Origin of the sequence: Streptomyces sp. YGL11-2, from assembly GCF_050054615.1 — a bacterium.
Taxonomy (GTDB): Bacteria; Actinomycetota; Actinomycetes; order Streptomycetales; family Streptomycetaceae; genus Streptomyces.
Genome location: NZ_JBNHIN010000003.1, coordinates 241395 through 266493, shown reverse-complemented (window position 1 = coordinate 266493; position 25099 = coordinate 241395). Strand labels below are relative to the sequence as shown.

At 72.0% G+C, this 25099-nt stretch carries 20 protein-coding genes; 13 read left to right on the top strand and 7 right to left on the bottom strand.

The genetic code is table 11. The features are described from left to right. Positions 1-145: 145 nt before the first annotated feature. Positions 146-2341 carry a 1,4-alpha-glucan branching enzyme gene (gene glgB, locus ACO1BR_RS05830; RefSeq protein ID WP_426794010.1) on the top strand — a complete coding sequence of 732 codons (2196 nt, stop codon included), beginning with the start codon at positions 146-148 and terminating at the stop codon, positions 2339-2341. A gap of 104 nt (positions 2342-2445) precedes the next feature. Here glgB and ACO1BR_RS05825 read toward each other — a convergent pair whose 3' ends face one another. Further along, positions 2446-3849 (bottom strand): cation:dicarboxylate symporter family transporter, encoded by a 1404-nt coding sequence (locus ACO1BR_RS05825; RefSeq protein WP_426793913.1) that lies wholly within the window; start codon positions 3847-3849, stop codon positions 2446-2448. 143 nt (positions 3850-3992) lie between these two features. Between ACO1BR_RS05825 and ACO1BR_RS05820 the strand changes: the two genes are divergently transcribed. From ACO1BR_RS05820 to ACO1BR_RS05785, 8 genes are all read left to right on the top strand, one after another. After that, positions 3993-5657 carry a sensor histidine kinase gene (locus tag ACO1BR_RS05820; RefSeq protein WP_426793912.1) on the top strand — a complete coding sequence of 555 codons (1665 nt, stop codon included), beginning with the start codon at positions 3993-3995 and terminating at the stop codon, positions 5655-5657. 52 nt (positions 5658-5709) lie between these two features. Continuing rightward, the gene (locus tag ACO1BR_RS05815; RefSeq protein WP_426793911.1) at positions 5710-6390 is read left to right on the top strand and encodes a response regulator; all 681 of its coding nucleotides are present in this window, start codon (positions 5710-5712) and stop codon (positions 6388-6390) included. 77 nt (positions 6391-6467) lie between these two features. Then, positions 6468-7832, top strand: coding sequence for an extracellular solute-binding protein (locus ACO1BR_RS05810; protein WP_426793910.1), 1365 nt, complete (start codon positions 6468-6470; stop codon positions 7830-7832). Continuing rightward, positions 7829-8686 (top strand): carbohydrate ABC transporter permease, encoded by an 858-nt coding sequence (locus tag ACO1BR_RS05805; RefSeq protein WP_426793909.1) that lies wholly within the window; start codon positions 7829-7831, stop codon positions 8684-8686. The genes ACO1BR_RS05810 and ACO1BR_RS05805 overlap by 4 nt, the downstream gene beginning before the upstream one ends. Continuing rightward, on the top strand, positions 8686-9585 hold the full coding sequence (locus ACO1BR_RS05800; protein WP_426793908.1) for a carbohydrate ABC transporter permease: 900 nt from the start codon (positions 8686-8688) through the stop codon (positions 9583-9585). Before ACO1BR_RS05805 ends, ACO1BR_RS05800 begins: the two co-directional genes overlap by 1 nt. A 171-nt stretch (positions 9586-9756) precedes the next feature. Beyond that, the gene (locus tag ACO1BR_RS05795) at positions 9757-10473 is read left to right on the top strand and encodes a helix-turn-helix domain-containing protein (RefSeq protein WP_426793907.1); all 717 of its coding nucleotides are present in this window, start codon (positions 9757-9759) and stop codon (positions 10471-10473) included. A gap of 197 nt (positions 10474-10670) precedes the next feature. Continuing rightward, complete coding sequence (locus ACO1BR_RS05790; RefSeq protein ID WP_426793906.1) at positions 10671-11456, top strand: ABC transporter ATP-binding protein; 786 nt, start codon at positions 10671-10673, stop codon at positions 11454-11456. An 89-nt stretch (positions 11457-11545) separates the two neighbouring features. After that, positions 11546-14116 carry an ABC transporter permease gene (locus ACO1BR_RS05785; protein WP_426793905.1) on the top strand — a complete coding sequence of 857 codons (2571 nt, stop codon included), beginning with the start codon at positions 11546-11548 and terminating at the stop codon, positions 14114-14116. Positions 14117-14223: 107 nt separating this feature from the next. Here the strand turns inward: ACO1BR_RS05785 and ACO1BR_RS05780 are convergent, their stop codons facing one another. Then, positions 14224-14571 (bottom strand): ArsR/SmtB family transcription factor, encoded by a 348-nt coding sequence (locus ACO1BR_RS05780; protein WP_426793904.1) that lies wholly within the window; start codon positions 14569-14571, stop codon positions 14224-14226. 114 nt (positions 14572-14685) lie between these two features. Here ACO1BR_RS05780 and ACO1BR_RS05775 point away from each other — a divergent pair, with 114 nt between their 5' ends. Continuing rightward, the gene (locus tag ACO1BR_RS05775; RefSeq protein ID WP_426793903.1) at positions 14686-15798 is read left to right on the top strand and encodes a Gfo/Idh/MocA family protein; all 1113 of its coding nucleotides are present in this window, start codon (positions 14686-14688) and stop codon (positions 15796-15798) included. Positions 15799-16007: 209 nt separating this feature from the next. Here the strand turns inward: ACO1BR_RS05775 and ACO1BR_RS05770 are convergent, their stop codons facing one another. The 5 genes from ACO1BR_RS05770 to ACO1BR_RS05750 form a co-directional block, all read right to left on the bottom strand. After that, positions 16008-16370 (bottom strand): recombinase family protein, encoded by a 363-nt coding sequence (locus ACO1BR_RS05770; RefSeq protein ID WP_426793902.1) that lies wholly within the window; start codon positions 16368-16370, stop codon positions 16008-16010. After that, positions 16367-16738 (bottom strand): DUF6415 family natural product biosynthesis protein, encoded by a 372-nt coding sequence (locus tag ACO1BR_RS05765; protein WP_426793901.1) that lies wholly within the window; start codon positions 16736-16738, stop codon positions 16367-16369. The genes ACO1BR_RS05770 and ACO1BR_RS05765 overlap by 4 nt, the downstream gene beginning before the upstream one ends. Positions 16739-16818: 80 nt before the next feature. Next, the gene (locus ACO1BR_RS05760; protein WP_426793900.1) at positions 16819-18009 is read right to left on the bottom strand and encodes a helix-turn-helix domain-containing protein; all 1191 of its coding nucleotides are present in this window, start codon (positions 18007-18009) and stop codon (positions 16819-16821) included. A gap of 106 nt (positions 18010-18115) precedes the next feature. After that, the gene (locus ACO1BR_RS05755) at positions 18116-18757 is read right to left on the bottom strand and encodes an HAD family hydrolase (RefSeq protein WP_426793899.1); all 642 of its coding nucleotides are present in this window, start codon (positions 18755-18757) and stop codon (positions 18116-18118) included. Positions 18758-18892: 135 nt separating this feature from the next. Then, the gene (locus ACO1BR_RS05750; RefSeq protein WP_426793898.1) at positions 18893-19918 is read right to left on the bottom strand and encodes an ATP-dependent 6-phosphofructokinase; all 1026 of its coding nucleotides are present in this window, start codon (positions 19916-19918) and stop codon (positions 18893-18895) included. 264 nt (positions 19919-20182) lie between these two features. Here ACO1BR_RS05750 and pta point away from each other — a divergent pair, with 264 nt between their 5' ends. From pta to pyk, 3 genes are all read left to right on the top strand, one after another. Beyond that, positions 20183-22276, top strand: a complete 2094-nt coding sequence (pta, locus tag ACO1BR_RS05745) for a phosphate acetyltransferase (RefSeq protein WP_426793897.1) — start codon at positions 20183-20185, stop codon at positions 22274-22276. Positions 22277-22314: 38 nt separating this feature from the next. Then, positions 22315-23550, top strand: a complete 1236-nt coding sequence (locus ACO1BR_RS05740) for an acetate kinase (RefSeq protein ID WP_426793896.1) — start codon at positions 22315-22317, stop codon at positions 23548-23550. Between the two features lie 61 nt (positions 23551-23611). Beyond that, positions 23612-25039 (top strand): pyruvate kinase, encoded by a 1428-nt coding sequence (gene pyk / locus ACO1BR_RS05735; RefSeq protein WP_426793895.1) that lies wholly within the window; start codon positions 23612-23614, stop codon positions 25037-25039. The last annotated feature ends 60 nt before the right edge of the window (positions 25040-25099 follow it).

Genomic DNA, 25099 nt, shown 5'->3' with positions numbered 1-25099 from the left:
CACATCGCCGTCACCCACCACCACCCCGGACGGACTCTCCCCCGGGCTCCGTCCCGGAGGCCCCCCGCCGCGCGATCCCACCGCACGGGCCGCCGCCCCCCAGGCCGCTCCCCAGGCCCCCGCCCCGGCCCCCGGCGGCCGGCAGGTGCCCGCCGCCGAGCCCCTGTCCGACGAGGACCGCGGGCGGCTGCTCGGCGGCGCGCACCACGACCCGCACGCCCTGCTCGGCGCGCACCCGGTGTCCGGCGGGCTGCGGATCCGGGTGCTGCGGCCGTACGCGAAGGCCGTCACGGTCGTGGGGAAGGGGCTGCGGGCCGCGCTCCGCTCCGAAGGGGACGGGCTGTTCGCCGGCGTCCTGCCGCTGCGCACGGTCCCGGACTACGAGCTGCTGGTCGACTACGGCGACGGCGGCCGACTGACCGTACGGGACCCGTACCGCTTTCTGCCGGCGCTCGGGGAGCTGGATCTGCACCTGTTCGGCGAGGGCCGGCACGAGCAGCTGTGGCAGGCGCTGGGGGCGCGGACCATGGAGCACCAGGGCGTGCTCGGCACCCGCTTCACGGTGTGGGCACCCAACGCCCAAGGGGTGCGGGTCGTCGGGGACTTCAACTACTGGGACGGCACCGGCTTCCCGATGCGGTCGCTGGGCTCGTCCGGGGTCTGGGAGCTGTTCCTGCCGGGCATCGGCGAGGGCGAGCTGTACAAGTTCGAGATCACCCGGCCGGACGGCTCGACGACCGTGCGCGCCGACCCGATGGCGCGCCGGACCGAGTGCCCGCCGGCCAGCGCGTCGGTGGTGGAGGCGTCGCACTACCGCTGGCGGGACGCCGACTGGATGGCCCGGCGCGGTGCGCGGCCGGTGCACACCTCGCCGTTCTCGGTCTACGAGATCCACCTCCCGTCCTGGCGGCCCGGTCTCACCTACCGCCAGCTGGCCGCCCAACTCCCCGCCTACGTCAAGGACCTGGGCTTCACGCACGTGGAGTTCATGCCGGTCGCCGAGCACCCCTTCGGCGGCTCGTGGGGCTACCAGGTGACCGGTTTCTACGCGCCCACCGCCCGTATGGGCACCCCGGACGACTTCCGGTTCCTGATCGACGCGCTGCACCGGGCGGGGATCGGCGTGCTGATGGACTGGGTGCCGGCGCACTTCCCGCGCGACGACTGGGCGCTGGCGGAGTTCGACGGGCGCCCGCTGTACGAGCCGGGGGACCCGGCACGGGCCGCGCACCCGGACTGGGGCACGCTGGAGTTCGACTACGGCCGCACCGAGGTGCGCAACTTCCTGGTCGCCAACGCGGTGTACTGGTGCGAGGAGTTCCACATCGACGGGCTGCGGGTGGACGCGGTCGCCTCGATGCTCTACCTCGACTACTCGCGCGGGGACGGCGGCTGGACGCCGAACGCCCACGGTGGGCGGGAGAACCTGGACGCGGTCGCCTTCCTCCAGGAGATGAACGCGACGGTCTACCGGCGTTGCCCCGGTGTCGTCACCATCGCCGAGGAGTCCACCGCCTGGGACGGCGTCACCCGCGCCACGCACCACGTCGGGGCGGGCGGCTTCGGCGGGCTGGGCTTCGGGCTGAAGTGGAACATGGGCTGGATGCACGACTCCCTCGGCTACGTCGAGAAGGAGCCGGTGCACCGCAAGTACCACCACGGCGAGATGACCTTCTCGATGATCTACGCCTATTCGGAGAACTACGTCCTGCCGATCTCGCACGACGAGGTGGTGCACGGCAAGCGCGCGCTGGTGTCGAAGATGCCCGGCGACTGGTGGCAGCAGCGCGCCAACCACCGTGCGTACCTGGGCTTCATGTGGGCCCATCCGGGCAAGCAACTCCTCTTCATGGGGCAGGAGTTCGCCCAGGGCGCGGAGTGGGCGGAGAGCCACGGCCCGGACTGGTGGCTGCTGGACCCGTCGTACGAGGCGGAGCCGGACCACCGGGGCATGCGCGATCTGGTACGCGACCTCAACCGCCGGTACGCGGCCCTGCCCGCTCTGTGGGAGCGCGACACCGACCCCGCGGGCTTCTCGTGGATCGACGGCGGCGCGAGCGAGGACAACGTCTTCTCCTTCGTCCGCCACGCCGCCGACGGCAGCCCGCTCGTCGCGGTGACCAACTTCTCGCCCGTCGTGCGCCACGCGTACCGCATCGGCGTCCCGGACCGCGTCCCCGCCTGGCGCGAGGTCCTCAACACCGACGCCCCCCGCTACGGCGGCAGCGGCGTCGCCAACCCCGCCTCCCTGCCCGCCGAACCGGTCCCCTGGAACGGCCGCGAGCGCTCCGTCGCGGCGGTCCTGCCGCCGCTGGCCACCATCTGGATGCTGCCCGCCTAGGCGGGCGGCGCCGAAGGGGCGGGCGCCCCGTGGCGCCCGCCCCTTCTCCCCTCCTGCGCGTCCCGCGCGTCCGGAGCCACCGCCCAGCGTCAGCCGGGGGAGCGTCAGACCGTCGCGGACGTCTTCTCCGCACCGTCCCGCGGCGCGGCGGCCTCGGGGGCGGGCGGTGTGCCGTGGGCCTCGGCGGCCAGGGTCCGCTCGTCGAACGGCAGCCGGCCGGCGAGCACCTCGGCGACCCGGGCCTTGTCGACCTCCTTGGTCCAGGTGCCGATCAGGACGGTGGCCGCCGCGTTACCGGCGAAGTTGGTCATCGCGCGGGCCTCGCTCATGAAGCGGTCGATGCCGACGATCAGGCCGACGCCGTCGACGAGATCGGGGCGGTGCGACTGGAGGCCGCCGGCCAGGGTCGCCAGGCCCGCGCCGGTGACGCCGGCCGCGCCCTTGGACGCGATGACCATGAAGAGCAGGAGCGAGACCTGCTGGCCGAGGGAGAGCGGCTTGCCCATCGCCTCGGCGACGAACAGCGAGGACATCGTCAGGTAGATGGCGGTGCCGTCGAGGTTGAAGCTGTAGCCGGTCGGGACGGTGATGCCGACGACCGGGCGGCTGACGCCCAGGTGCTCCATCTTCGCGATCAGCCGCGGCAGCGCCGACTCCGAGGAGGAGGTGGACAGGATCAGCAGGAACTCCCGGCCGAGGTACTTCAGCAGCGCGAAGACGTTCACCCCGGCGCAGAGCCGCAGCAGCGCGCCGAGCACCACGACCACGAAGAGCAGGCAGGTGACGTAGAAGCCGGTCATGATGGCGACCAGGGACGTCAGCGCCTTCACGCCGGTGGCGCCGATGACGGCGGCCATGGCACCGAAGGCACCCACCGGCGCCACCCACATGATCATCGACAGCACCCGGAAGACCAGCTTCTGGAGGTGGCCGATCCCGCGCAGCACCGGCTCGCCGGCCGCGCCCAGCGCCTGGAGGCCGAAGCCGACCAGCAGCGCCACCAGCAGGGTCTGGAGCACCTCGCCCTTGGTGAGGGCGGAGACCAGGGTGGTCGGGATGATGCCCAGGAGGAAGTCGGTGGTCGACTCGTGGCCACCGGCGGTCTGGGCCTGGCCGGCGTGCCGGAGCGCCTCGGTCAGGTGCAGGCCGGAACCGGGCTCCAGGATGTTGCCGACGACCAGGCCGATGGCCAGCGCGACGGTGGACATCACCATGAAGTAGCCGAGGGCCAGCCCGCCCACCGCGCCGACCTTGGCCGCCTTGCGGACCGAGCCGACGCCCAGCACGATGGTGCAGAAGATGATCGGCGAGATCATCATCTTGATGAGGTTCACGAACCCCGTGCCGAGCGGCTTGAGCTGGACGGCGAAGCCGGGTGCGACGAAGCCCACGGCGATGCCGAGCAGGACCGCCGCGATGACGGCGATGTAGAGGAAATGGGTCCGGTCCCGCTTGGCCGGCGGGGTCTCCTCGGCGGTGTCCCCGGACGGCGGGGTCTGTGCAGCCACGGCTGCCTCCTCGGGTCTGCGGTTCTGCGCCGATCTGCGGCTCCGGCGCACAACAAGTCCCGGCGACTATGCATGGCCGTGTGGCGCCCGTCACCCTTACGTACATTTCGTTCACGTAAAAGTGACCGTGCAGACTGTTATGCATGCGCCTCCCCCGTCCCCGGCCGCCCCGACGGCCCTGGCGGCTGCGCGGCCCCCGCAGCCTCGCCGGGCAGCTCTTCGCCATGCAGGTCGTGCTGGTCGCGGTGGTGGTCGTGGGCTGCGCGGTGTTCGCGTACCTCAGCGCGGGGCGGCAGGCGGAGGAGACCGCGCGCCGGCAGGCGACCGCGGCGGCCACCGCCGTGGCCGACTCCCCGGCGGTGGTGGCGGCGGCCCGGACGAAGGACCCGACGGCCGCGCTCCAGCCGTACGCCGAGCGGTTGCGCAGGGACGCCGGGGTCGACTTCGTGGTGGTCATGGCGCCGGACGGGACGCGCTGGACGCATCCGGAGCCGTCCGCGATCGGCGGGAAGTACCTCGGGCACATCGGGCCCGCACTGCACGGCCGGATCTTCGCCGAGACGCACCTGGGCGTGCTGGGCCGGTCGGTGCGGGTCGTCGCGCCGGTCCGCGACCCGGGGCGAAACGGCCGGATCACCGCGCTGGTCAGCTCCGGGATCACCATCGCGACGATCAGCGAGCAGCTGCGGGACCAGGTTCTGGCGCTGGCCGGGGTGGCCGCGGCGGCGCTGGCGCTGGGCGGCGCCGGAACGTACGTGATCAACGCCCGGCTGCGCCGGCACACCCACGGGATGAACGCCGCCGAGCTGAGCCGGATGCACGACTACCACCAGGCCGCGCTGCACGCCGTCCGCGAGGGGCTGCTGATGCTCGACGGGCAGCGCAGGGTCGCGCTGATCAACGACGGCGGGCGGGAGCTGCTGGGCCTCTCGCAGGACGCGGTGGGCCGCACCGTCGGCGAGCTGGGGCTGCCGGAGCCGCTGACCGAGGCGCTGCGGGCGGCCGGCCCGCGGGTCGACGAGCTGCATCTGACCGGCGAGCGGGTGCTGGTCGTCAACTCCTCCCCGGTCTCCGGCGGGGAGCACCGCGGCAGCGTCGTCACCCTCCGCGACCACACCGAACTCCAGGCGCTGTCCGGCGAGTTGGACTCCGTACGCGGCTTCGCCGAGGCGCTGCGCTCGCAGGCGCACGAGGCCGCCAACCGGCTGCACACGGTGGTCTCGCTGATCGAACTGGGGCGCGCCGAGGAGGCCGTGGAGTTCGCCACCGCCGAGCTGGAGCTGGCCCAGGCGCTGACCGACCGGGTCGTCGGCGCGGTCGCCGAACCGGTGCTGGCCGCGCTGCTGCTCGGCAAGGCCGCCCAGGCCGGCGAGCGCGGCGTCGAGCTGGTCCTCACCCCGGACAGCCGGATCGACGACGGGCTGCTGCCGCCGCGGCTGCCGGCCCGCGACCTGGTGACCGTGCTGGGCAACCTCGTCGACAACGCCATCGACGCCGCGGCCCCGCCGCAGGAGCACGGCGCGCCCCCGCAGGTGCGGGTGAGCGCGCGGGCGGACGCCGGGGAACTGCTGCTGTGCGTCACGGACAACGGGCCCGGGGTCGCCGCGGACGCGACCGACGAGGTGTTCCGGCGCGGCTGGAGCACCAAGGAGCCCGCCGGGCGCGGCGACCGCGACGGCTCCCGGGGACTGGGGCTCGCGCTGGTCCGGCAGGCGGTCCGGCGCAACGGCGGCACGATCGTCCTCGGCCGGGGGCCGGACGGCGGCGCCCGGTTCACCGTCCGGCTGCCGCTGCGGGTGGCACCATGAGGCGCCCTCTCCCCCGCTCCGCCGGCCGCCCGGCGGCGAAAGGACGTGCCCGGTGAGCCCTGCCGACATCCGGGTCCTGGTCGTCGAGGACGATCCGGTCGCCGCCGCCGCGCACGCCCTTTACGTGGGGCGGGTGCCGGGCTTCGCGGTGTCCGGCACCGTGCACTCGTGCGCCGACGCGCGCCGCCATCTCGACCACCACCCGGTCGACCTGCTGCTGCTCGACCTCTACCTGCCGGACGGTCACGGACTCCAGCTGGTGCGGACGCTGCGCGCGGCCGGACACGGCGCGGACATCATCGCGGTGACCTCCGCCCGCGATCTGGCGATGGTGCGCGAGGGCGTCTCGCTGGGCGTGGTCCAGTACGTGCTCAAGCCGTTCACCTTCGCCACCCTGCGCGAGCGGCTGGTCCGCTACGCCGAGTTCCGCGCGACGACCGGGGAGGCCAGTGGGCAGGACGAGGTGGACCGGGCGCTCGCCGCGCTGCGCGCCCCGCGGCCGGCCTCGCTGCCCAAGGGGCTGACCGCGGCCACCCTGCGGGCGGTGACCGATGTGCTGCGGGGCGCCGTCGAGGGGCTGACCGCGACCGAGGCCGCCGCGGACGTCGGGATCTCCCGGATCACCGCGCGCCGCTACCTGGAGCACCTGGTGGCGGGCGGCCAGGCCGTCCGCGCCCCGCAGTACGGCCAGGTCGGCCGCCCGGAGTTGCGCTATCGCTGGTCGGGGCATTGACCCGGTGTGACCGGTGGCTTACTTTCAGCAGGCAGTACGCCGTGGTGAGTTGACCGTGGTCCGTTGGAGGTCGTGCCGTGCGCTCCACCACCCTGCTGATGTTGTTCACCGCCGCCGTGCTGGCCGCCGGCGCGCTCACCGCCTGCGGCGGCGGGTCCGGGAGCGACCGGAACACCGTCACGGTCGCCTTCATCAAGGACACCGACAACGCGGTGCGCGTCCGGGACAACTATGTCGCCCTCGTGGCACGGCAGTTCGAGAAGGCGAACCCCGGCAAGAAGGTCCGGTTGATCCCCATCCAGGCCGCGGAGAACGACTACTACACCAAGATCCAGCAGATGATGCGCTCCCCGAAGACCGCGCCCGACGTGGTCTACGAGGACACCTTCCTGGTCAACTCCGACATCACGGCGGGGCTGTTGCGTCCCATGGACCCTTACCTCGCGAAGTGGGCCGCCTGGCGGCAGTTCGAGCCGTCGGCCAGGGCCGCGGCGAGGGGGCAGGACGGCAGGACGTACGGCGTCCCGGACGGCACCGACACCCGCGGGCTGTGGTTCAACAAGAACGTCTTCCGCAAGGCTGGGCTGCCCGCCGACTGGCACCCCCGCACCTGGGACGACGTTCTGCAGGCCGCCCGCACGATCAAGCAGCGGGTCCCCGGCGTCATCCCGCTGAACGTCTTCACCGGCAAGGGCGCGGGCGAGGCCGCCGTGATGCAGGGCTTCGAGATGCTGCTGTACGGCACCGGGCACGACCAGCTCTACGACCCCGGCGCGCGGAAGTGGGTCACCGGCACCCAGGGGTTCAAGGATAGCCTCGGCTTCATCGACACCGTCTACAAGGAGAAGCTGGGGCCCGACGTCTCCGACGCGCTCAGCCCCAACATCCAGACCAACGTGGCCGCCGAGCTGCTGCCCGACCAGAAGCTCGCCATCGACCTCGACGGCTCCTGGCTGGCCCAGCAGTGGCAGAAGACGGGCGGCGGGAAGCCGTGGCCGGCCTGGTCGACGACGCTGGGCCAGACGCCGTTCCCGACGCAGCACGGCGCCCCGCCCGGCCGGGTCAGCCTGGCCGGCGGCTGGACCTGGTCGGTACCGCAGCGGGCCCAACACCCCGATCTTGCCTGGAAGTTGATCGAGACCTTCCAGTCGCGGAGCAACGCGCTGGAGTGGTGCGTGCGGGGCGCCCAGATCACCGTTCGCAAGGACGTGGCGGCCGATCCGCGGTATCTGAAGTCGGTTCCGGGCGTCGGCTTCTTCACCGGTCTGGTGCCCATCAGCCAGTACCGGCCCGCGCTGCCCGAATACCCCAGGGTCGCCGCGGCGATCGGGGAGGCGACGGAGTCCGTCACCGCCGGCGACGCCTCGCCGGACAAGGCGGCCGGGGAGTACGACGCCACGGTGCGGTCCGTGGTCGGCGGCCGGGTCGTCGCCAAGCCGTGAACCGGCACCTGCTGCGCTGGTCGCCGCTGGCCCCGGCCACCGTCCTGCTGCTGCTCTTCCTGGCCGGGCCCATCGGCTACTGCGGCTACCTCGCCTTCACCGACACCCAGCTGACCGGCCAGCAGTCGGCGTCCTTCGTCGGGCTGGCCAACTTCCGGCACGCCTTCGCCGATCCGGCCTTCCGCAACGCGGTGGTGCTGACGCTGGTGTTCACGGTCGTCTCCTCGCTCCTCGGCCAGAACACGCTCGGGCTGGCGCTGGCCGGGCTGATGCGGCGCGCGTCGCGGCCGGTGCGGACGGTGACCGGCGCGGTGGTGATCACCGCCTGGGTGCTCCCGGAGATCGTCGCGGGCTTCCTCCTCTACACCTTCTTCGAGCGGCGCGGCACCCTCAACGCCCTCCTGGCATGGCTCCATCTCCCCACCCAGGACTGGCTGTTCACCCTGCCCATCCTGGCCGTGTCGTTCGCCAACGTCTGGCGCGGCACGGCCTTCTCGATGCTGGTCTACTCCGCGGCGCTCTCCGAGATCCCCCAGGAGGTCGCCGAGTCCGCGGCGGTGGACGGCGCGGGCGGGCTGCGCCGGCTGTGGCACATCACGCTCCCGATGATCCGCCGCTCCATCGGCACCAATCTGATGCTCAACACCCTCCAGACGCTCTCCGTCTTCGGGCTGATCTGGGCGATCACCCGCGGCGGCCCCGGCAACCGCAGCCAGACGCTGCCGGTGTTCATGTACGACCAGGCGTTCCTGAAGTCCCTGATCGGGTACGGCACGGCGGTGGCGCTGCTGCTGCTCGTGGTGGGCGCGCTGTTCTCGGCGGTCTACCTGCGACTGCTGCGGGAGGACACCTGATGCGGCCGGTGCGTACGGGACCGCGGGGGCCGGCGGCGGCCGCCCGGCGGCGCCCGGTCCGCGGGCGGCCGGTGCTCCGGCGCGCCACCCGGCACCGGCTCGCCGCCGACGCCGCGCTGCTGGTCGCCGCGGTGGCGTTCGCGATCCCGCTGGCCTGGCTGGTGCTGGCGTCGCTGGACCCGCACGCGACGCTCCGGGTGGGGCTCCCCGCCCCGCCCACCCTGCGCAACTTCTCGGCGGTGCTGACCGACGAGATCACCTTCACCCCGATGCTCAACAGCCTGCTGATCTGCGGCGGCGCGACCCTGCTCACGGTGGTCTGCGCGGCGCTCGCCGGCTACCCGCTGTCCCGCTACCGGTCCCGTTTCAGCCGCCCGTACCTGCTCACCGTCCTGTTCGCGACCTGCCTGCCGATCACCGCGGTGATGGTCCCGGTCTACGGGCTGTTCGTGCGGGTCGACCTGATCGACACCCGGTACGGCACCGCGCTGTTCCTGGCCGCGGCGCAACTCCCGTTCGCCATCTGGCTGATGAAGAACTTCATGGACGGGGTGCCGAAGGCGCTGGAGGAGGCCGCCTGGACGGACGGCGCGTCCTGGTGGCAGACCCTGCGGCGGATCATCCTGCCGCTCATGGGGCCCGGCTGCGGTGTCGTCGCGATCTACACCTTCATCATGATGTGGGGGAACTTCTTCGTCCCGTTCATGCTGCTGCTCTCGCCCGACCGGCTTCCGGCGTCGGTCAGCATTTTCACTTTCTTCGGGAATTACGGCGCCATCGCCTTCGGTGAACTCGCCGCATTCTCGATCCTTTACTCGACACCGGTGATCTTGCTGTACATCCTTGTCTCCAGGCGGCTGGGCGGCGGCTTCGCGCTCGGCGGCGCGGTGAAGGGCTGACCGGCCGGGACCGGAACGGGATCCGGGAAGGGCCGGCGCACCGGCCCGGCGGCCCGTTGGCCGGAAAGCGGCGAAAGACGGCCGGGGACGGACTGTCGCCACGTACCTTCCTCCAACCCGGAAACTTGGATATCCGCACGATAGGTGCGAAGCCGTACCGTCACCTACCGTGTGCCGGTGAACACGCACGACGGGGACGCGCGCAGGCCCCCTTTCAACGCCGCCGCCGCCCGCCGGCTGCGCGAGGCCCTCGGCATGACCCATGCGCATGTCGCCTATGGAATCTGGGCCGCTTACGGAATTCAGCTGCAACCGGTGACGGTGGCCTCCTGGGAATTGGGCGAGAGCGCCCCCACGGAAGCCGAGCTGACCGCACTCGCGGGCGCTTTGTGGTGCGCCCCCGCCGAACTCCTCAGCGCGCCCGGAACCCTGCGCGAACACCGCCTCGCGCTCGGCTTCGCCCCGGCCGACCTGGCCCGGTGGATCGGCATGGACCAGAGCGCGTACGAGCGCCTGGAGGACGGCGGGCCCTGGCGCGGCACCGAGCGCCAGGCCGCCGCCCTCGCCGAGGCGCTGCAGCTGCCGCGGCCCGCGCTGCTCCGCTGCACCGGTCAGGAGGAGCAGCTCGCCGAGCTGCTGACCAGCGCCGCCACCACCCGCTGGCAGGGCTTTGTCCGTCCGGTCGGCAAGCTCGCACCGCTGCCCAAGGAACTGCTCCAGGACGTCCTCCAGCAGCTGCACGACGAATACCACGCGACCATGGCGGCCTCGCTGAGCTGGACCGGCGGGGACGCCCCCGACGAGTCCGGCCGGGCCGGGCGCGACTTCCTCGGCGGCATCGTGGCGGAGTTCTGGCGCCTGGCAGGTGAGGCGGAGCCGCCACGGTGACCGGCCGCGGCCGGTCCCGACCCTGACGTGTCCCCGTCGGTCTGCGGGCGGAGCCCCGTCCGTCCAGAGGATGACGCCGGGGGCCGGCGTGGCACCTGCGGCCGGTGCGGCATTCGGTCCCTGCGGGCGAAGACCGCGCTGACCTGCGGGATCGAGGATGGGGGTATCGCCTTTTCCATCCCCCTTCAGGAGTTCCGGTGCCGCACGCCGCCGTCCCCCGTCCCACCGTCCCCGCCCGCGCCACCGCCGTCGCCGCCCGCGCCACCGACCTGAGCAGGGTCTACGGCCAGGGTGAGACCCGGGTGGTCGCGCTGGACTCCGTCAACGTGGAGTTCGGCCGGGCCCGGTTCACCGCCATCATGGGCCCGTCGGGCTCCGGCAAGTCCACCCTCATGCACTGCATGGCCGGGCTGGACTCGATCTCCGCCGGCTCCGCCCGGATCGGGGACGTCGAGCTGGCGTCGCTGGGCGACAAGCAGCTGACCCGGCTGCGCCGGGACAGGATCGGCTTCATCTTCCAGGCGTTCAACCTGCTGCCGACGCTGACCGCGCTGGAGAACATCACGCTCCCGATGGCCATCGCCGGCCGCCGCCCCGACCAGGAGTGGATAAACCGGGTCGTGGAGACCGTCGGCCTCTCCGGGCGGCTCGGCCACCGGCCCGCGCAGCTCTCCGGCGGCCAGCAGCAGCGGGTCGCGGTGGCCCGCGCACTGGCCGCCCAGCCCGAGATCATCTTCGCGGACGAGCCGACCGGCAACCTCGACTCCCGCTCCGGCGCCGAAGTCCTGGGCTTCCTGCGGGAGTCGGTGCGCGCGATGGACCAGACCGTGGTGATGGTGACCCACGACCCGGTCGCCGCCGGGTACGCGGACCGGGTGGTCTTCCTCGCGGACGGCCGGATCGTCGAGGAGCTGCACGAGCCGACCGCGGACGCCGTCCTGGACCGGATGCGGATGTTCGACGCCAAGGGCCGGACGAGCTAGAGCCGCCCTCACCACAGGCCGTACGGCCGCCGGCGCACCGCCCGGCCGCGTCCCCGCCACCTCCCGGACCCAGGACTGACACCACCACCATGCTGCGAACCGCCCTGCGCAACGTCCTTGCGCACAAAGCCCGTCTGCTGATGACCGCGCTCGCGGTCCTGCTCGGCGTCGCCTTCGTCGCCGGCACCCTGATCTTCAGCGACTCCGTCGGCGAGGCCGTCAAGAACGCCTCCGCCAAGAACCTCAAGGACGTGGCCGTCTCCGTGAAGGCCACCTCGGACCCCGACGCCGGCCCCGGCCCCGGAAAGGACGGCAGGCGGACCACCGCGCTCGACACCCGGCTCGCCGACCGGATCCGCGCGCTGCCGGGCGTGACGTCCGTACGGTCCGACGTCACCGGCGAGGCGACCCTGGCCGGCCGCGACGACCAGCCGATCGGCAACGGCTGGCAGAACCACGCCGCGAACTACCAGCCGGGCAAGGACGGTACGGACAGCCGCTACCCGCTGGTCCGCGGCCGCGGCCCGGCGAACGGGAACGAGATCGCGCTGGCCGAGTCCACCGCGAAGGCGGCCGGTGTCGGCATCGGCGACACCGTGCGGTTCGCCACCGACGGCCCGGTGCTGACGAAGAAGCTGGTCGGCATCGTGGGTACCGACGACCCGGCGGTGACCGCGGGCGGCAGCCTGGCGCTGTTCGACACCGCCACCGCGCAGCGGCTGTATCTGCACCCCGGCCAGTTCGACGAGCTGGTGGTGGCCGCCGCCCCCGGCACCGACCAGCAGAAGCTGACCGCCGAGGTCGGTCAACTCCTGCCCGCCAAGCGCGCCCAGGCGACCTCCGGACGGCAACTCGCCGCCGAGCAGGCCCGGATGATCGCCGAGCAGAACAGCGCCCTCAGCAAGACGCTGCTGACCTTCGCCGGGATCGCCCTGTTCGTCGGGGTGTTCATCATCGCCAACACCTTCACCATGCTGATCTCCCAGCGCAGCCGCGAGATCGCGCTGCTGCGCGCGGTGGGCGCCTCGCGCCGCCAGGTCGTACGCTCGGTGCTCGCCGAGGCGGGTCTGCTGGGGCTGATCTCCTCGGTCGTGGGCTTCGCGCTGGGTACCGGGATCGCCGTGGGGCTGCGCGCCGTCCTGGACGCCAACGGCGCGGGCTTCCCGGACGGGCCGGTGGTCATCAGCCCCACCACGGTGCTCGCCTCCCTGGCCGTCGGTGTGCTGGTGACCGTCCTGGCCGCCTGGCTGCCGTCCCGCAAGGCCGCCCGGATCGCCCCGGTGGAGGCGCTGAGCAGCGTCGAGGCCCCGCCGACACAGCGCGGCCTGGTCCTGCGCAACACCCTCGGCGCGGTGGTCACGGCACTGGGCGTGGCCGTCATGTTCTACGTCTCCACCCTCAAGACCGGTGACGGCCTCCCGATCGCCATGCTCGGCTCCACGCTGACCCTGACCGGCGTGATCATCCTCGCCCCGCTGCTGTCCCGTCCGCTGATCTCCCTCGCCGGCCCGGTCACCACCCGCCTCTTCGGCATCGGCGGCAGGCTCGCCAAGGAGAACGCGCTGCGCAATCCGCGCCGTACGGCGGCGACCGCGTCCGCCCTGATGATCGGCCTCACCCTGATCACCGGCATGACCGTCGTGGGGCACTCCGCGCAGGTGGCCATGGACAAGATGGCCGCCAAGGAGCTGACCGCCGACTACCAGGTCGAGACCTCGACGCTCGCCGGCCTGGACCCCGAGCTGTCGAAGAAGGTGGCGAAGCTCCCGGGCGTCGAGGCGGTGGCCCCGCTGCGCGGCGCGGGCTTCAGCACCCGGGCCGACGGCCACGGCGGCTTCGGCTACCTCCGCGGCACCGACCTCGCCCAGATAGGCAAGGTCACCCACATCACCTTCGTCCAGGGCTCGTTGGACACGGTCCGCGCCAACGGGATCGCCGTCTCGGAGAAGAGCGCCGAGGAGCACGGCTGGCACGTCGGCGACACGGTGAACGCGAACTTCTTCGACAAGGAGAAGCCGGCGAAGCTGAAGATCGCCGCCGTCTACAAGGACAACGAGGTGCTCGGCGAGTCCTTCACCGACGTGTCAGTGGTCGACCCGCATCTGCCCCGGGCCAAGAACGACCGGCTGCTGGTGAAGGCGTCCGGCGGCGGCTCCCCGGCGCTGACCAAGGACATCCGGCACGCGCTCGGCGACAGCCCGCTGCTGAAGGTCCAGACCCACGACGATCTGCGCAAGAAGGCCGCCGGAGCGATCGACACCATCGTGAACATGGTCTACGGGCTGCTCGGCATGGCCGTGATCATCGCGGTGGTCGGCGTGGTCAACACCCTTGCCATGTCGGTCTTCGAGCGGTCCCGGGAGATCGGCATGCTGCGCGCCATCGGCCTGGCCCGCAGCGGCGTCAAGCAGATGGTCCGGCTGGAGTCGGTGGTGATCTCCCTCTTCGGCGCGGTGCTCGGCATGGGCGTGGGCGTCTTCCTGGCCTGGGCCGGCGGCAGCCTGGTCGGCTCGTCCTTCCCGGCGTACGCGCTGGTGCTCCCCTGGGGCCGGCTCGGCCTGTTCCTGCTGATCGCCCTCGTCGTCGGCGTCCTGGCCGCACTCTGGCCGGCCCGCCGGGCCGCCCGGCTGAACATGCTGGAGGCGATCGGAGCGCAGTAGCCACAAGCCGACAGCCACAAGCCGGTGGCCCGCGGCACGTACGCCGGGCAGGCCCCCGTTCCTGACGTCAGGGCGGGGGCCTGCCCGCCGGCACGTCGCGGTCCCGTTCAGTCCGCCCCGGCCACCGCCACCTCCCGCCCGGCCCCCTCCTTCAGTACGAGGTCGAGCAGCCCGGGGAAGCGGCGGCCCAGCTCCTCGCGGCGCAGGGCGTTCACCCGCCGGGTGCCCGCGTCCCGCTGCCGGATCAGCCCGGACTCGCGCAGGATCCTGAAGTGCCGGCTGAGCGCGGACTTGGCGACCGGCAGCTCGAACGTCCCGCAGGGAACCTCGGTATGGACGCCGAGCGTGACGACGATGCTCAGGCGGATCGGGTCGGCGAGGGCGCTCATGATCACGAAAAGGTCCAGCTCCCGCTCGTCGGGGTGGACCAGGGGCGACGAAGTACGGCTGGCCATGCGCCCATTATCCATGACCAAACCCTCATGTTCACATCCACGCGAACATGAGCTACGGTCGTGATCACCGGCCGCCGGACACCCCGCCCCGCCCGCAGCACCAAGGAGACACCCATGCCTGCCACCACCCGGTCACTCCGCACCCCCATCGGCGTCGGCATCATCGGCCTGAGCGCCTCCGGCGGCTGGGCCGCCACCGCCCACCTGCCCGCGCTGCGCGCCCTGGACGGTTTCGAGGTCCGCGCGCTGTCCGCCTCCAGTGCCGCCTCCGCCGGGGCCGCGGGCGAGAAGTACGGCATCCCGCTGGCCTTCGGCACCCCCGAGGAGCTGGTCCGGCGCGACGAGGTCGACCTGGTGGTGATCACGGTAAAGGTGCCGCAGCACCGGGAGTTGGCGCTGGCCGCGCTGCACGCCGGGAAGATGGTGCTCAGCGAGTGGCCGCTGGGCAACGGGCTCGCCGAGGCCGAGGAGCTGACGGCCCTCGCCGAGTCCAAGGGGCTGCGCACCTTCGTGGGCCTCCAGGCCCGCTCCGCTCCCCCGGTCCGCTACGCCCGCGATCTGATCGCCTCGGGGTACGTCGGGCAGGTCCTCTCCACCAGCGTCATCGCCTCGGGCCGCGGCTGGGGCGGGGACATCCCGGGGCGCAACGCCTACACCCTCGACCCGACCAACGGCGCGACCCTGCTGACCGTCCCCTTCGGCCACACCATCGACGCACTCACCATGGCCCTCGGGGAGTTCACCGACCTCGGCGCGACCCTGGCCACCCGCCGCACATCCGTCCGCAACGAGACGACCGGCGAGACCCTGCCGATGACCGCACCGGACCAACTCGCCGTCCACGGCCTGCTGGAGAGCGGCGCGGTCGCCTCCGTCCACTTCCGCGGCGGCCTCTCCCGCGCCACCGACTTCCACTGGGAAATCAACGGCACCGAGGGCGATCTCCTCCTGACCGGCGGCACCGGCCACCTCCAGTTCGGCCAGGTGACCGTACACGGCGCGCGCGCCGACGAGGCCGCCCTCAAGGAACTGCCGATCCCCGCCTCATACGAGACACTGCCCCAACTTACGACCCGCCGCACCGAGATGGCCTACACCGTCGCCCACGCCTACGAGCAGATCCGCGCCGACCTCGCGAACGGCACCCACCACGCACCCGACTTCGCCCATGCGGTACGCCGCCACCGCCTCCTGGACCGGATCGAGCGCGCCGCCGCGAAAGGCTGACCCGCACGGAAAAGCGCGGGCGACGCGCCCGACGGAGCACGCCGCCCGGCCATCCTTCCTCTGCCCGGCCCTGAAGTTCATCCAGGCCGGTGCCGACGACCACTGGACTGTGCGCCAGTGAGTCGGCGGTAGGCCAGCGGGGGCGGCGCAGCCAACGGTGCGCCCCCCCACCGGAGGTGTACGGAGCGGGGTGCGGTGCGTGGAGGTTCTCACGCGTACGCACCGAAGGTGGTCACGGTCCGGCCGCCGGCTTCGGCGATGCGCCGCTGGAGCACGAGCCGGTGCGTGGGGTCGGTGGCCAGCCGGGGCATGCTGTGTACCAGGCACAGCGCCTCACGACTGCAGCCGCCCGCCCCCTCCCGCATGGCGTCCAACAGTGCAGCATGCCGTGGACGGTACGCGCTCAGGGCGTGATCGCCAAGGTCGATCCAGAGCCCCACCACCGTCCAGCCCTGGTGCTCCGCGTAGCTGCGGCAGCCGTCCAGTCGCATGTCGAGCCGACGGCGGGCACGGCCGGCGCACCGATCGTAGATGAACGCCAACGGCGCGTGTTCCGGGTGGCAGTGGCTCATCGGAGGGACCGGGACCCGGCGGCATGATGGGCCAGCAACCATTGGCAGTCCCGGGCCAGTTGGTGCACCTGTACGTGAGCGGACAGGGCGCCGTCGCCGAGCCCCTGTCGCATCTGCCGTTCGATACCGTCGAGCCGGGCGGTCAGCCGTGACACCTCACAACCGGACGGCCACCGGCCGCGGGCCATCTCGCGAGCCTCGGTGAGGAGCAGCGCGACGTGACCACGCAACACCTCCTCCAGCGCGGCGAGCGTCGTAAGATCCGGCCGACCGGAGCCGACGCGCAGTGCTTCGCGGATCGTCTCGCTGATGGTTTCGGCGTCGATGCGCACGCCGGGGTCCGCAGACGGAAATGTCGTTGTGGTCACGGTCGTCTCCCTGTGCCGTTGGGCTCAGGAAGAGAGTCCCGGAGGGGGCGACCCTCAAGTACCCCTGTGAGGGGTGCCGTTCAGACGGCGGATCCGGCGTGGCACCACTCGGCGAAATTGCTGAGGGATTCGGCGTCGGCACGCTTCAGCCGCCGCAACGTTGCCGCGTCCTCCCGCACCCACCTGTGCTCCCGTGCGTGCTGCGGAGCGATCCGGCGCGCAGCCTTCAGCGACTCGAATGCCGCGTCCGGGCGGCCGGACCAGAGCTGTGCGCGCCCAAGCTCGATGTAGAACCCGCTGCGACGCTCTGCCGGCAGGTCCCGAGGAGGCGCCCACTCCCGAGCCAGTTGCAGCGCCCGGCCCAGGTGGTTGTCCCCCAGACTTACCGCTACCGATACCTCATGGACGCGGACACTGTCCGGCCCGAACGCGGTCCCGCGGTACACCCCCTCGGGCACCTGGTCACCAACGGCACGCGCTTCATCGAGATGACACTCGGCCGCATCCCCGTCGCCCGCCCGACCCGCCATCACAGCGGCACGCATGTGCAGTGCCCCGCGGGCAGCGAGCGCGGGCGGCGCGCTGTCCGGCGGCGTTTCGACCACGGCCTGCTCAAGGATGCGTAATCCTGCTGCGTGCGCTCGGGCCGCGAAGAACGTCTCGGCGCGGACGTAGGCCACCGTCGCATTGACCAGAGGATCATCGGCCTGACTCGATGCCCACCCCATGAGGGCGATGAGCCGGGCCGAGAGGTCCTTCGCACCGTACTTGAAGGCGACAGCGTCAGCCGCCCGACAGGCGTCAACCAGCAACCGGGCCAGCGTCGGTCGGTCGCCCGACGCCGCGGTGTGCAGTGCGCGGCACAGCTCGGCGAGAAGATCCGGAACGGTGCGAGCGATACGGAGGTACTGCGCGCTGAGACGGTAGGCGGCAACTGATGCCGCGGCCTCGCCAATGGCCGGCAGGGCTCGGCACGGGCCATCCTCCGGAGCCTCGTAGGTTGCGAGGGCTGCGGACAGCGTGGGCATGGCCTGGTGCACGCGATCGTCCGGTTGCTCCCGGAGTGGCAGCAATCGGGAAGGGTCGATGTCGAGGGCTGTGGCGACCGAGTCCAAGACAGCCTCCGAGATGCCCCGCTCCCCGCGCTCCACCTTCCGCAGGGATCCCAGGGCGATGCCGGCGACGCGGGCCAGCTCGGCTTGGGTGAGACCGGCGATGCGGCGTTCATAGGCGATACGGGGCCCTACCCCGCGATACACAATGCTGGGCATTTGCTCTCCGTTCGGCGCGACCACTGCGAACCGTACTCGCGTCGTCACCGTCCGGGTACGCAAACGACCTCGCAGGCCAGCACATGGACGGCGCCGCCGATTTGACTCAGTCCAGCCGAAGCACGTCCACCAGCTCGGCCAGACCGCCGATCCGCCAGTCCGCGGCCTGGGCGTCCGCGCCGTCCGCCCACAGATGCCCGAGCGGCCCCCGGCGCAGGTGCGCCGTCCGGAGCCCCGCGGCACGCGCCGGCCGGACATCGTTCTGCGGGTGGTCCCCCACGTACACCACCTCGCCCGCCTCGGCGCCGGCCAGTTCGACAGTACGGATGAAGAACTCCGGGGCCGGCTTGGCCACGCCCCACTCCCCGGACGTGGCCACCGCGTCCACCGGCAGATCCAGGGAACGCAGCAACTCCCCCGCCCGCCTGGTCTGGTTGCCCGCCACGACCACCCGCAGCCCCGACTCCCGGAGTGCGGCGAGCGCCGGCCGGACGTCCGGGTAAAGGTCGCTGTCGTCCAAGTACTCGCCGCGCCCCGCCCGTTCCATCGCTGCCCGCTCCGCTTCGATGTCGATCTCCGGGCAGAGCAGGCGCAGCGCGTCGGCGTTGTCCCGGCCCTGGGCAACGACCGCGCCGACCAGGGCTGACAACGTGTGCCGGCTGACACCGAGCCAGTCGGCCCATGCCCCCCACCCGCGATCATCGCTGATGAGGGTTTCGCCGACGTCGAATGCCACAGCACGGATCATGCGCAGCAGCCTACGGCGGCCGGCTCGTACGAACCGGGCCGCGCCGGGCCGCGTGATGCGCCGAACACGTCGAAAAGCAAGCACGGGCGGCGCGCCCAACAGCGCACCGCCCGCAGCGAGTTGACGTATCAAACGTCAGAACACCGACTCCGCCTCGTCCATGCGGCTCGCCGGTACCCGCTTGAGCTCGGTGACCGCCTCGGCCAGCGGGACCATCGTGACGTCGGTGCCGCACAGCGCGGTCATCCGGCCGAACTCGCCGCGGTGCGCGGCCTCGACGGCGTGCCAGCCGAAGCGGGTGGCCAGCACCCGGTCGTACGCGGTCGGGGTGCCGCCGCGCTGGACGTGGCCGAGGATGACCGGGCGAGCCTCCTTGCCGAGGCGCTTCTCCAGTTCGTGGGCGAGCGCGGTGCCGATGCCGGAGAACCGCTCGTGCCCGAACTGGTCGATGGCGCCCTTCTTGTAGTCCATGGTGCCGGCGAGCGGGTGGGCGCCCTCGGCGACGCAGACCACGGCGAACTTCTTGCCGCGGTCGAACCGCTCCTCGACCATCTTGACCAGGTCGTTGACGTCGAACTCGCGCTCCGGCAGGCAGATGCCGTGGGCGCCGCCGGCCATCCCGGACTCCAGCGCGATCCAGCCGGCGTGCCGTCCCATGACCTCGACGACCATGACCCGCTGGTGCGACTCGGCGGTGGTCTTGAGGCGGTCGATCGCCTCGGTCGCGACGCCGACGGCGGTGTCGAAGCCGAAGGTGCGGTCGGTGGAGGAGATGTCGTTGTCGATGGTCTTGGGGACGCCGACTACCGGCATGCCGGCGTCGGAGAGCATCCGGGCCGCGGTCAGCGTGCCCTCGCCGCCGATCGGGATCAGCACGTCTATCCCGTACTCGCGCGAGAAGTCCTTGGCGCTCTCGCACGCCTCGCGCAGCCGGGCGCGCTCCAGCCGGGCGGAGCCGAGGATGGTGCCGCCGCGGGCCAGGATGCCGCTGACCGCGTCGAGGTCGAGCTTGCGGAAGCGGCCGTCGAGCAGGCCCTTGAAGCCGTCCTCGAAGCCGATGACCTCGTCGCCGTGGCCGGTGAGCGCGCGGTGGACGACAGACCGGATCACAGCATTCAGGCCAGGGCAGTCGCCGCCCGCGGTGAGGACTCCGATACGCATCGTGCTGTGTCTCCTGTGCTCGCTGTTGGTTCGTGTGAGCCGGTCCGATTGTTTCACGGGCCGGCCGGCCCCGGCCTCACACAGGGACCACCCCCACTGTCCCCGCCCCGAGCACACCGGGGAAACTGGGAGAGCGGCTTAGCCACACGCGCAGGTATTGTCAAGAGGGGCAAGCCCACAATAACGGGTAATTTTGACCTTGCGAGCAGGGAAAACTCGTGGGCACGCACGCTCGCGGGCATCGGAGAGGGACGGAGAGCACACGTGACGCGCAGCGTGTACGTGACCGGTATCGAGCGCGGCGACGGCCGCCAGGTCGTCGAACTGGGAGTCATGGAGCTCCTGACCCGCCACGTCGACCGGGTGGGGGTCTTCCGCCCGCTCGTCCACGACGGACCCGACCGGCTCTTCGAACTGCTCCGGGCCCGCTACCGGCTCACCCAGCCCGCCGAGACCGTCTACGGCATCAGCTACGAGGAAGCGGCCGCCCTCCAGGCCGAGCGCGGCACCGACGAGCTGGTCTCCCGGCTCGTCGACCGCTTCCACCAGGTCGCCAAGGAGTACGAGTACGTCCTGGTCCTCGGCTCGGACTACGCCGCCACCAGCCTGCCGGCCGAGCTGAACCTCAACGCCCGGCTCGCCAACGAGTTCGGCGCCGCGGTGATACCCGTCGTGGGCGGCCAGGGCCAGGAGGCCGAGGCCGTCCGCGCCGAGGCCCGCAACGCCTACCGCGCCTACACCTCGCTGGGCTGCGACGTCGTCGCCATGGTCGTCAACCGCGTCACCCCCGAGCTGCGCGAGGCCGTCGTGGAGCGGCTCGCGGCCCGGCTGCCGGTGCCCTGCTACGCGCTCCCCGAGGAGGGCTCGCTCTCCGCGCCGACCGTGAACCAGATCGTGCACGCCCTGGGCGCCGAGGTGCTGCTCGGCGACGACTCCGGCCTCGCGCGGGACGCGCGGGACTTCGTCTTCGGCGGCGCCATGCTGCCGACCTTCCTCAAGGCGCTGACCCCCGGCTGCATGGTGATCACCCCCGGGGACCGGGCCGACCTGGTCATCGGCTCGCTCGCCGCGCACAGCGCCGGGGCCCCGCCGATCGCCGGAGTGGTGCTCACCCTCGACGAGCGGCCCGGCCCCGACATCATGGCGCTGGCCGCCCGGCTGGCACCCGGCACCCCGGTGATCTCCGTACCGGCCGGCTCGTTCCCGACCGCCGCCGAGCTGTTCGCCATCGAGGGCAAGCTGAACGCCGCCTCGCCGCGCAAGGCCGAGACCGCGCTCGGGCTCTTCGAGCGGCACGTCGACACCGCGGAGCTGACGAACCGCATCTCCGTCGCCCGCTCCGGCCGGGTCACCCCGATGATGTTCGAGCACGAGCTGATCGAGCGCTCCCGCGCCGGCCGCCGCCGGGTCGTCCTCCCCGAGGGCACCGAGGAGCGGGTGCTGCGCGCCGCCGACGTGCTGCTGCGCCGCGACGTCTGCGACCTGACGCTGCTGGGCGAGGCGGAGGCGATCCGCAAGCGCGCCGCCGACCTGGCCATCGACCTCGCCGACGCGCAGATCATCGACCCGCACACCTCCGAGCTGCGCGAACGGTTCGCCGAGCTGTACGCCCGGCTGCGCGCCCACAAGGGCGTCAGCCACGAGCTGGCCTACGACGTGGTCGCCGATGTCTCGTACTTCGGCACGCTGATGGTCCAGGAGGGGCTGGCCGACGGCATGGTGTCCGGTGCCGTGCACTCCACCGCCGCCACCATCCGCCCCGCGTTCGAGATCATCAAGACCAGGCCGGGCGCCAAGATCGTCTCGTCGGTCTTCTTCATGTGCCTGGCCGACCGCGTGCTGGTCTACGGCGACTGCGCGGTCAACCCGGACCCCGACGCCGAGCAGCTGGCCGACATCGCCATCCAGTCCGCCACCACCGCCGCCCGGTTCGGCGTGGAGCCGCGGATCGCCATGCTCTCGTACTCCACCGGCACCTCCGGGTCCGGTGCGGACGTCGACAAGGTCCGCAAGGCCACCGAGATCGTCCGCGCGCTGCGGCCCGATCTGTTGGTCGAGGGGCCGATCCAGTACGACGCGGCGGTGGACGCGGCGGTCGCGCGGACCAAGCTGCCGGACTCCGACGTGGCGGGCAAGGCCACCGTGCTGATCTTCCCGGACCTCAACACCGGCAACAACACCTACAAGGCCGTCCAGCGCTCCGCGGGCGCGGTGGCGGTCGGCCCGGTCCTCCAGGGCCTGCGCAAGCCGGTCAACGACCTCTCGCGCGGCGCCCTCGTCCAGGACATCGTCAACACCGTCGCCATCACCGCCATCCAGGCCCAGGGCGCCCAGCCCGGCGCCGGACACACCGCCTGACACCGCCTGCCCCCGCCTCCCCACCGGAAAGCCGCTCCATGACTGCCACCGCCACCCGCGTCCTCGTCCTCAACTCCGGCTCCTCGTCGGTGAAGTACCAGCTGCTCGACATGCGCACAGCGTCGGACAGCGGCTCCGCCGCGGGCACCCGGCTCGCCACCGGCCTGGTCGAGCGGATCGGCGAGGAGACCTCGCGCCTGGTGCACACCCCGCTTGCGGCCGGTGGCGCCAGGCGCGAGACGGAGGGTCCGATAGCCGACCACGAGGCCGCGCTGAAGGCCGTCGCCGCGGAGCTGGCCGCCGACGGGCTCGGGCTGGACTCCCCGGAGCTGGCCGCGATCGGGCACCGGGTGGTGCACGGCGGGCTGGAGTTCAGCGCGCCGACGGTCGTCGACGAGGCGGTGCTCAAGGAGATCGAGCGGCTGGTGCCGGTCGCCCCGCTGCACAACCCGGCGAACATCACCGGCATCCGCACCGCGCAGGCGCTGCGCCCCGACCTCCCGCAGGTCGCGGTCTTCGACACCGCCTTCCACACCACGATGCCGGAGTACGCGGCCCGTTACGCCATCGACGTGGCGACCGCCGACGCGCACCGCATCCGCCGCTACGGCTTCCACGGCACCTCGCACGCCTACGTCTCCCGCAGGACCGCGCAGCTGCTCGGCAAGGCGCCGGAGGACGTCAACGTGATCGTGCTGCACCTGGGCAACGGCGCCTCCGCGTCCGCCGTGCGGGGCGGCCGGTGCGTCGACACGTCCATGGGTCTGACCCCGCTGGAGGGCCTGGTCATGGGCACCCGCTCCGGCGACATCGACCCGGCGGTCACCTTCCACCTCAAGCGGGTGGCCGGGATGTCGGCGGACGAGATCGACGAGCTGCTCAACAAGAAGAGCGGGCTGCTTGGGCTGTGCGGCGACAACGACATGCGGGAGATCCGCCGCCGGATCGACGAGGGCGACCAGCGCGCCGCGCTCGCCTTCGACATCTACATCCACCGGCTGAAGAAGTACATCGGCGCCTACACCGCGGTCCTCGGCAAGGTCGACGCGGTGGCCTTCACCGCGGGCGTCGGCGAGAACGCCGCCCCGGTGCGGGCCGCCGCCGTCGCCGGGCTGGAGGAGCTGGGCATGGCGGTGGACGCCTCGCTCAACGCCGTACGGTCCGACGAGGCCCGGCTGATCTCGCCCGAGTACGCCCGGGTCGCGGTCGCCGTGGTGCCCACCGACGAGGAACTGGAGATCGCCCAGCAGACATACGCCCTGGTCAACGCGTAGCCGTTGGTGTTTCCCCCACGTGGAATATTCCGCTCTGAAACAAACCGATAGGATTCCAGCCATGCGCCGTTCCAAAATCGTCTGCACCCTGGGCCCCGCCGTCGACTCCTACGACCAGCTGAAGACGCTGATCGAGGCTGGTATGAACGTGGCCCGTTTCAACATGAGCCACGGGACCCACTCGGAGCACGAGGAGCGGTACCACCGCCTCCGCAAGGCGGCCGAGGAGACCGGCCGCGCCGTCGGCGTGCTGGCCGACCTCCAGGGCCCCAAGATCCGCCTGGAAACCTTCGCCGAGGGCCCCGTCGAGCTGGTGCGCGGTGACGAGTTCGTCATCACCACCGAGGACGTGCCCGGTGACAAGCACATCTGCGGCACGACCTACAAGGGCCTGCCCGGCGACGTCTCCAAGGGCGACCCGGTCCTGATCAACGACGGCAACGTCGCCCTCCAGGTCGTCGAGGTCGACGGCCCGCGGGTGCGCACCATCGTCATCGAGGGCGGGGTCATCTCCGACCACAAGGGCATCAACCTGCCCGGCGCCGCGGTCAACGTCCCGGCGCTGTCCGAGAAGGACATCGACGACCTCAAGTTCGCGCTGCACATGGGCTGCGACATGGTCGCGCTGTCCTTCGTGCGGGACGCCAAGGACGTCCAGGACGTGCACCGCGTCATGGACGAGGTGGGCCGCCGGGTCCCGGTCATCGCCAAGGTCGAGAAGCCGCAGGCGGTCGCCAACATGCGGGAGGTCGTGATGGCCTTCGACGCCGTCATGGTGGCCCGCGGCGACCTGGCGGTGGAGTACCCGCTGGAGAAGGTCCCGATGGTGCAGAAGCGGCTGATCGAGCTGTGCCGCCGGAACGCCAAGCCGGTGATCGTGGCGACCCAGATGATGGAGTCGATGATCACCAACTCCCGGCCGACCCGCGCCGAGGCGTCCGACGTCGCCAACGCGATCCTGGACGGCGCGGACGCGGTGATGCTCTCCGCGGAGTCCTCGGTGGGCCAGTACCCGATCGAGACCGTCAAGACGATGTCGAAGATCGTCGAGGCGGCCGAGGAGGAGCTGCTGTCCAAGGGCCTCCAGCCGCTGGTGCCCGGCAAGAAGCCGCGTACGCAGGGCGGTGCGGTGGCCCGCGCGGCCTGCGAGATGGCCGACTTCCTGGACGGCAAGGCGCTGGTCGCCTTCACCAAGTCCGGTGACACCGCCCGCCGGCTGTCGCGCTATCGCGCCACCCAGCCGATTCTCGCCTTCACCACCGACATCGCCACCCGCAACCAGCTCACCCTGAGCTGGGGCGTGGACAGCTTCGTCGTCGAGCACGTCGACAACACCGACGCGATGGTGGACCTGGTGGACGCCGAGCTGCTCAAGCTCCAGCGCTACGGCAAGGGCGACACCATGCTCATCACCGCCGGTTCGCCCCCCGGCGTCCCCGGCACCACCAACATGGTCCGGGTGCACCACCTGGGCGGCGCCCCCGCCTGACGGGTCACCCGCGGACAGAGCGGACAGAAACGGCGGTGGGCCGCCCCCTTCGAGGGGGCG

Excerpts from the sequence above, each read along its gene's own strand:
- ACO1BR_RS05775 (WP_426793903.1), top strand. The coding sequence starts at position 14,686 with ATGCCTGCCACCACCCGGTCACTCCGCACCCCCATCGGCGTCGGCATC.
- pyk (WP_426793895.1), top strand. The coding sequence starts at position 23,612 with ATGCGCCGTTCCAAAATCGTCTGCACCCTGGGCCCCGCCGTCGACTCC.
- ACO1BR_RS05820 (WP_426793912.1), top strand. The coding sequence starts at position 3,993 with ATGCGCCTCCCCCGTCCCCGGCCGCCCCGACGGCCCTGGCGGCTGCGC.
- ACO1BR_RS05760 (WP_426793900.1), bottom strand. The coding sequence starts at position 18,009 with ATGCCCAGCATTGTGTATCGCGGGGTAGGGCCCCGTATCGCCTATGAA.
- ACO1BR_RS05770 (WP_426793902.1), bottom strand. The coding sequence starts at position 16,370 with ATGAGCCACTGCCACCCGGAACACGCGCCGTTGGCGTTCATCTACGAT.
- ACO1BR_RS05750 (WP_426793898.1), bottom strand. The coding sequence starts at position 19,918 with ATGCGTATCGGAGTCCTCACCGCGGGCGGCGACTGCCCTGGCCTGAAT.
- ACO1BR_RS05800 (WP_426793908.1), top strand. The coding sequence starts at position 8,686 with ATGCGGCCGGTGCGTACGGGACCGCGGGGGCCGGCGGCGGCCGCCCGG.
- ACO1BR_RS05785 (WP_426793905.1), top strand. The coding sequence starts at position 11,546 with ATGCTGCGAACCGCCCTGCGCAACGTCCTTGCGCACAAAGCCCGTCTG.
- ACO1BR_RS05780 (WP_426793904.1), bottom strand. The coding sequence starts at position 14,571 with ATGGCCAGCCGTACTTCGTCGCCCCTGGTCCACCCCGACGAGCGGGAG.
- ACO1BR_RS05755 (WP_426793899.1), bottom strand. The coding sequence starts at position 18,757 with ATGATCCGTGCTGTGGCATTCGACGTCGGCGAAACCCTCATCAGCGAT.
- ACO1BR_RS05740 (WP_426793896.1), top strand. The coding sequence starts at position 22,315 with ATGACTGCCACCGCCACCCGCGTCCTCGTCCTCAACTCCGGCTCCTCG.